Source organism: Delftia sp. ZNC0008 (genome assembly GCF_000799035.1).
Lineage (GTDB): Bacteria > Pseudomonadota > Gammaproteobacteria > Burkholderiales > Burkholderiaceae_C > Comamonas > Comamonas tsuruhatensis.
Map to the genome: position 1 here is coordinate 1 of NZ_JTKZ01000454.1, position 6,118 is coordinate 6,118.

Annotated in this window: 5 protein-coding genes; 2 read left to right on the forward strand and 3 right to left on the reverse strand. The window is 67.5% G+C overall.

Annotated features, from left to right (window positions below; all coding sequences use genetic code 11):
* The 3 genes from L995_RS14955 to L995_RS14965 all read right to left on the reverse strand — a co-directional run.
* The coding region (locus L995_RS14955; protein WP_047472466.1) for a chemotaxis protein CheB at positions 1-522 on the reverse strand (522 nt) is incomplete at its 3' end.
* Positions 522-1,352 (reverse strand): CheR family methyltransferase, encoded by an 831-nt coding sequence (locus L995_RS14960; protein WP_016446970.1) that lies wholly within the window; start codon positions 1,350-1,352, stop codon positions 522-524. The genes L995_RS14960 and L995_RS14955, both read right to left, overlap by 1 nt.
* A gap of 108 nt (positions 1,353-1,460) precedes the next feature.
* The gene (locus tag L995_RS14965; protein ID WP_047472467.1) at positions 1,461-4,964 is read right to left on the reverse strand and encodes a response regulator; all 3,504 of its coding nucleotides are present in this window, start codon (positions 4,962-4,964) and stop codon (positions 1,461-1,463) included.
* Between the two features lie 207 nt (positions 4,965-5,171).
* On the opposite strand from L995_RS14965, the gene L995_RS14970 reads away from it, so the two are divergent.
* A complete protein-coding gene (locus tag L995_RS14970; protein WP_047472468.1) occupies positions 5,172-5,561 on the forward strand; it encodes a hypothetical protein in 390 nt (129 codons plus the stop codon).
* 107 nt (positions 5,562-5,668) lie between these two features.
* A complete protein-coding gene (locus L995_RS14975) occupies positions 5,669-6,076 on the forward strand; it encodes a hypothetical protein (protein ID WP_046241555.1) in 408 nt (135 codons plus the stop codon).
* Positions 6,077-6,118: the final 42 nt, after the last annotated feature.

The following is a 6,118-nucleotide window of genomic DNA, read 5'->3' on the forward strand; positions in this document are numbered from 1 at the left end:
CAGCGGCATGGTGGGCATGCGGGCGCCTTCGGGCGCCTGCACCACGGCCAGGCCACCGGCGGCGTGCACGCTGGCCATGCCCTGCGCGCCGTCGTCATTGGCGCCGGACAGCAGCACCGCCAGCAGCCGCTCGCCATAGCAATCCGCAGCGGACTCGAACAGCACGTCGATGGAGGGCCGCGAAAAATGCCAGGGCGCATCCAGCGACAGCGCCAGCCGGGGGCCGCTGTCCACCAGCAGGTGATAGTCGGCCGGGGCGAAGTACAGGCACCCAGGCTCGATCCATTGCTGGTCCTGCACCTCGCGCACCGGCACGGCGCAGCGCGGGCCGAAGAGCTGGGCCAGCAGGCTGCGGCGATCGCGCGGCAGGTGCAGCACCACCAGCACCGAGGCGCGCAGGCTGGCCGGCAGCGCGGGCAGCACCACCGATAGCGCATCGAGCGCGCCGGCCGAGCCGCCGATCACGATGGCCTCGTAGGCTGTGGCGGCGTCGGAGGCGGGTGTGTTCGTGGTCACGGGCATCACAGCCCGGCCTTCTTGCGGTAGATGCGGTCCTCGAGCACGAAGTCCTCGAAGGCCTCCGAATGCCCTGAAAACCGCAGCGACTCCTTGGAGCCCAGCCCCAGGAATCCGCGATGGCACAGCGCATCGCGGAACAGGCCCAGCGCCCGGTCCTGCAGCTCGCGCTCGAAATAGATCAGCACGTTGCGGCAGGACACCAGGTGCATTTCGGCGAACACGCTGTCGGTGGCCAGGCTGTGGTCGGAGAACACCATGTGCTCGCGCAGCCCCTTGTCGAAGACCACGCGGCCGTAGCGCGCCGTGTAGTAGTGCGACAGCGAGCTGTGCCCGCCCGAGCGCGCATGGTTGTCGGTGAAGGCCGCCACGCGCGACATGTCGAAAACGCCCTGCTCGGCCGCGCGCAGCGCATGCGGATTGATGTCGGTGGCATAGATCAGGGTGCGGTCCAGCAGGCCCTCCTCCTCCAGCAGGATGGCCAGCGAATACACCTCCTCGCCCGCGCTGCAGCCGGCCACCCAGACCTTGAGCGAGGGATAGGTGCGCAGCAGCGGCACCACCTCGGTGCGCAGCGCCCGGAAATAGCTCGGGTCGCGGAACATGTCGCTGACCTGGACCGTGAGGTATTCCAGCAGCGCCGGGAACACGCTTGCATCATGCAATACGCGGTCCTGCAGCTGCGACAGCGTCTGGCAGCCGAACTGCACCAGGGCCGTCTGCAGGCGCCGCTTGAGCGAGGCCTGGGCATAGCCCCGGAAGTCGTAGTGGTAGCGGTGGTAGATGGCGTCGATCAGCAGGCGCTGCTCGATGTCGGCGGTGCGGGCTTTTTTCATCGCCGGGCCGCCCCAAGATGAAAAGCGGCCCCCTCGGGGGGCAGCGGACCTTGCGCAGCAAGGGGAGCGTGGGGGCTATTTTTCAGCTGAGGCATCGCGTCCTCCTTGCTACTTGGGCATCCACACCCGCACCAGCGACAGCAGCTTTTCCACGTCCAGCGGTTTGGCGATGTAGTCGTTGGCACCAGCGGCCAGGCATTTCTCCTGGTCGTCCTTCATGGCCTTGGCGGTCAGGGCGATGATGGGCAGGCGGCGCCATTGCGGCCGGTTGCGGATCTCGCGCATGGCGGTGTAGCCATCCATCTCGGGCATCATGATGTCCATCAGCACCAAGTCGATACCGGCCTGCGCCGCGCCGCGAGACTCCAGCGCCTCCAGCGCCTCGCGCCCGTTGCGCGCGATCTCCACGCGGATGCCCGTGGGCTCCAGGATGCTGGACAGCGCAAACACGTTGCGCACATCGTCTTCCACCACCAGCACCGTGCGCCCTTCCAGCGCAGACTCGCGGCTGCGCGCGACCTGCAGCATCTGGCGGTGCTCGGCCGACAGCTCCGACTCCACCTGGTGCAGGAACAGCGTGACCTCGTCGAGCAGGCGCTCGGGCGAGCGCGCGTCCTTGATGATGATGGACTTGGAAAAGCGCCGCAGCTGCTGCTCTTCATCGCGCGACAGCGCCCGGCCCGTGTAGACGATGACAGGCGGGAAGGAAACATCGTCCTGGTCCGTCATGCGCTGCAGCAGCTCGTAGCCGCTGATGTCAGGCAGGTTCAGGTCCATCACCATGCAGTCGAATGTGGAGCCGCGCAGATGATCCAGCGCGGCCGCCGCCGTGCCCGCGCAGACGATGTCCACATCGCTGCGGCTGAGCAGGTGGCGCACGCTCTCGCGCTGGCGCTCGTCATCCTCCACCACCAGCACGCGGCGCAGGTCCTGGGTGAACTTGGCCTCCAGCCGCTGCAGGGCGTGGACCAGTTCCTCGCGCTTGACGGGCTTGAGCGCGTAGCCGACGGCACCCCGCCCCATGGCTTCCTGCGAATAGTCCGCGACCGAGACCACGTGCACGGGAATGTGGCGCGTGGCCGGGTTGCGCTTGAGCTGGTCCAGCACGCCCAGGCCCGAGAAATCGGGCAGGTTGATATCGAGCACGATGGCGTTGGGCTGATTGTCGGCCGCCATGGACAGGCCGTCGGACGCCGTATTGGCCACGTCGCACTCGAAATCCATCTCGCGTGCCAGCTCCGACAGGATGTCCGCGAAGCGCAGGTCATCCTCGATCACGAGGATGCGGCGCCCGCTCTGACCCCTCTTGCGCAGGGCGTCCGTTGCCGCCGACGCGGCAGGTGCCATGGCAGGCGACATGGGCGGCGCGAACGCAGGTGCGGCGGGCGCAACGTTGGCCGTTGCGAGCACGGGCACGGACGACGCTGCCAAGGCCTCTCGCAGCCCCTGCGGCTGAGGCTGCGGTGCGGCAGTCGGGGCCGTGGCCGGGCCGGACTCGGCCGACTCCAGGCTCACGGGCACGGTCAGTGTGAAAACGCTGCCCTGGCCAGGCGTGCTGGAGACGGTCAGCGTGCCGCCCAGCAGCCCCGCCAGATCACGCGATATCGACAGGCCCAGGCCCGTGCCGCCGAACTTGCGGTGCGTGCTGCCATCGGCCTGGCGGAAGGCATCGAAGATGAATTGCTGCTGCTGCTCGGCAATGCCGATGCCGGTATCGCGCACCGCGAAAGACAGCATGCCCTGGGGCGCGCAGGACACCTGCAGGCCCACCGAGCCCTTGGCTGTGAACTTGAGCGCGTTGGACAACAGGTTCTTGAGCACCTGGGCCAGCCGCATGGGATCGGTCTGCATGGTGGCGGGCACGCCCGGGTCCACGGTCCAGGACAGCTCCAGGCCCTTTTCGCGGGCAATCGGGCGCAGCGGCTCCATCAGCGTCTGCAGCGCCGTGGCAATGGTCACGGGCTCGGCGACCACGGTGACCTGGCCGGCCTCGATCTTGGACAGGTCCAGGATGTCGTTGATCAGCGCCAGCAGGTCGCTGCCTGCGGCGTGGATGGTCTGCGCGTACTTGATCTGCTCGGCCTGCAGATTGCCCGGCCTGTTGTCGGCCAGCAGCTTGGCCAGGATCAGGGTGGAGTTCAGCGGCGTGCGCAGTTCGTGGCTCATATTGGCCAGGAACTCGCTCTTGTACTGGCTGGCCAGCTCCAGCTCGCGGGCCTTGTCGGTCAGCGCGCCCTGGGCGCGCAGCAACTGCTCGCGCTGGTACTCCAGCTGCTGGGTCTGCTCTTCCAGGTGGGCATTGGTCTGCTCCAGCTCGGTCTGCTGGTGCTCCATCTGGGTCTGCGACTCCTGCAGGATGCGGCTTTGCTGCTCCAGCTCCTCGTTGCTCACGCGCAGCTCTTCCTGCTGGGCTTGCAGCTCTTCCGACTGGCGGCGCGTTTCCTCCAGCAAGGTCTCCAGGCGCGAACGGTCCAGGCCCGAGCGAATGGCCACGGCCAGCGATTCGGAGGCGCGCTCCAGCAGGCTGCGCTCGGCTTCGCCCACGGGGCGCAGAAAGCCCAGTTCGATCACGGCGAACACTTCGCCGTTTTCCATGGCGGGCACCAGCATCAGCTGCAAGGGGCTGGACTGGCCGGTGCCCGAGGAAATCTGCAAATGCTGGGCAGGCACATCGCTGACATGCAGCAGCTTGCGCGACGCGGCCGCCTGGCCCGCCAGCCCCTCGCCGGGCAGCAGCTTTTGCTGCAGTCGCTCGCGCGGCAGGGCATAGCCGCCGAACAGGCGCAACCCGCCATCGGCGCAGTCCACCACATAGCCGGCGCCCACATCGGCACGCAAATAGTTGGCCAGGTACTCCAGCGCCTTCTGGCCCAGGTCTTCCAGCCGGTGGTCTCCCTGCAACTGCTGCCCCAGGCCGGAAAGACCGGACGTCACCCACGACTGGCGCGCCTTGACGCGGTACTCGCGCACCGTCAGCGCGGCCGATGCCAGGATCAGGCCCAGCAGGATGAGGGAGCCGCCCCAGGAATAGTAGGTCGAGGTGGTGGATGCCTCCACCCACAGCTGGCGACGCTGGGCCAGCTCCCGTGTCTGGTGCGTGTAGAGGTCGTCGATCAGCTCGCGCAGCCGGTCCATGGCGTTCTTGCCCACGTCCAGACGCACCAGGGCCATGGCGGCGTCCAGATCGCCGGACTTGCGCAGGTCTATGGTCTCCTGCAGCTCGCGCAGCTTCTGGGCCGATATCTCCTCGATCTGCGCCAGCAGCCGGTGCTGGTCGGAGTCATTGGAAGTGCGCGCCTTGAGCGCCTCCAGCTGCTGCATCAGCACATCGCGTGCCTGCTGGTAGGGCTGCAGGTAGGCCGGGTCGCCCGTGAGCAGAAAACCGCGCTGCCCGGTCTCAGCGTCCTTGAGCGAAGCATTGAGCTGGCTGAGCTGGCGCATGGCCAGTGTCGTGCGGTCCATGGCCACCACGGCCTGGCCTCGCGTCTCAGACGCCCTGAAATTGACGAAGGCAATGACCAGGGTGGCCAGTGCCGCCGCGCCAAAGCCGGCAACAAGTGTCCATGGAATGGCAAAGCGCTGGGTGCTCTGATTGCGGGAGGATCGTGGCATGCAGTGGAGTTTCTGGCAGGAAGGGACGGGGAAATCCGCCAAGGACTGTAAACGTTTTGCGCAGCCCTCGGCAGCACTGTGGCGCAGCTTGCGCTGGTTTCGGCGACGCGCGACGCCCGCAGGCGCCATTGCAGCCGTTAACATGGCCCGATACTTTCCTTCCGACACCCCGCTGCGGGCGTCGGCCCACTTTCCAGGACCCATTGCATGAAAACCTTTGCCATCACCGTCGCATCGCTGGCCGCTGCCGCTTCGCTGGTGTCCACCAGCGCCAGCGCTGCGGCTTCGATCTTCCTCAACGACACCATCGCCGCGCGCATTCCCGCCAGGGACCTGCCCGATGCCAAGGCCACCGTGGCCAAGGTGCTCAACGAGGCCGCCGACGGCTCCGTGACCGAATGGACCAGCGGCCCGAACCGTACCAACCAGCGCGTGACGATGGCCTTGCAGCCGCAGCAGACCGTGCAGACCGGGACGGCCGGAAGCTGCCGCCTGCTGTCGGCCGATGTGCGCCTGAAAAAGACCTTGGAAAACTGGCGCTTCTGGTTCTGCAAGCAGTCCGACGGATCGTGGAAGGCCAGCGGCAGCCAGCCCTGAGCAAGGATTGCGGTGGTCGGCGACCGGGAATCCGGCATGGACCTACGCCACCAGCCCTGGGCGCGTGGGAGCATGTCGGCCGGAAGATAGACCACCGGAGAACAACCATGCCCCATGAATTTGTGCATGCCACGACACTTGCCAGACGGCTGGCCCTGGCCGTCGCCGCAAGCTCTTTGCTGACGCTGGCCGCCTGCTCGGGCGAGACCTCGTCGCAGCGCGCGGGATTTCCCATGGCCGAAGTGCCGCGCTTCAACCAGCCGCCACCGGACAAGCCCCTGCTGGGCCAGCCCGTGATCACGGCCGAGCAGGTCATGCCCCATGCCAAGGGCGACCCGCATGAGCCGTTGCCGGCTGCCGCGCCGCTGCCCGCCCGGGCGTCTGAACCGGCAAGCGGGTCAGGTGCCACCAACAAGGAAGATGCAGGCGGCGTGAATCCGGCCGCCGGCCAGGCCGCCGCCATCACCGACGGCCAGGGAGAGGGCTCCAAGTACGAGCTGGGCGCCCCCAAGTAACCTGGCCGGGCTCAGAACGAGGTCCAGTCCCCATCGTCCTTG

What these genes read in the sequence shown, in the direction of transcription:
- L995_RS14965 (WP_047472467.1), bottom strand. Translation starts at nt 4,964, where the DNA reads ATGCCACGATCCTCCCGCAATCAGAGCACCCAGCGCTTTGCCATTCCA.
- L995_RS14970 (WP_047472468.1), top strand. Translation starts at nt 5,172, where the DNA reads ATGAAAACCTTTGCCATCACCGTCGCATCGCTGGCCGCTGCCGCTTCG.
- L995_RS14960 (WP_016446970.1), bottom strand. Translation starts at nt 1,352, where the DNA reads ATGAAAAAAGCCCGCACCGCCGACATCGAGCAGCGCCTGCTGATCGAC.
- L995_RS14975 (WP_046241555.1), top strand. Translation starts at nt 5,669, where the DNA reads ATGCCCCATGAATTTGTGCATGCCACGACACTTGCCAGACGGCTGGCC.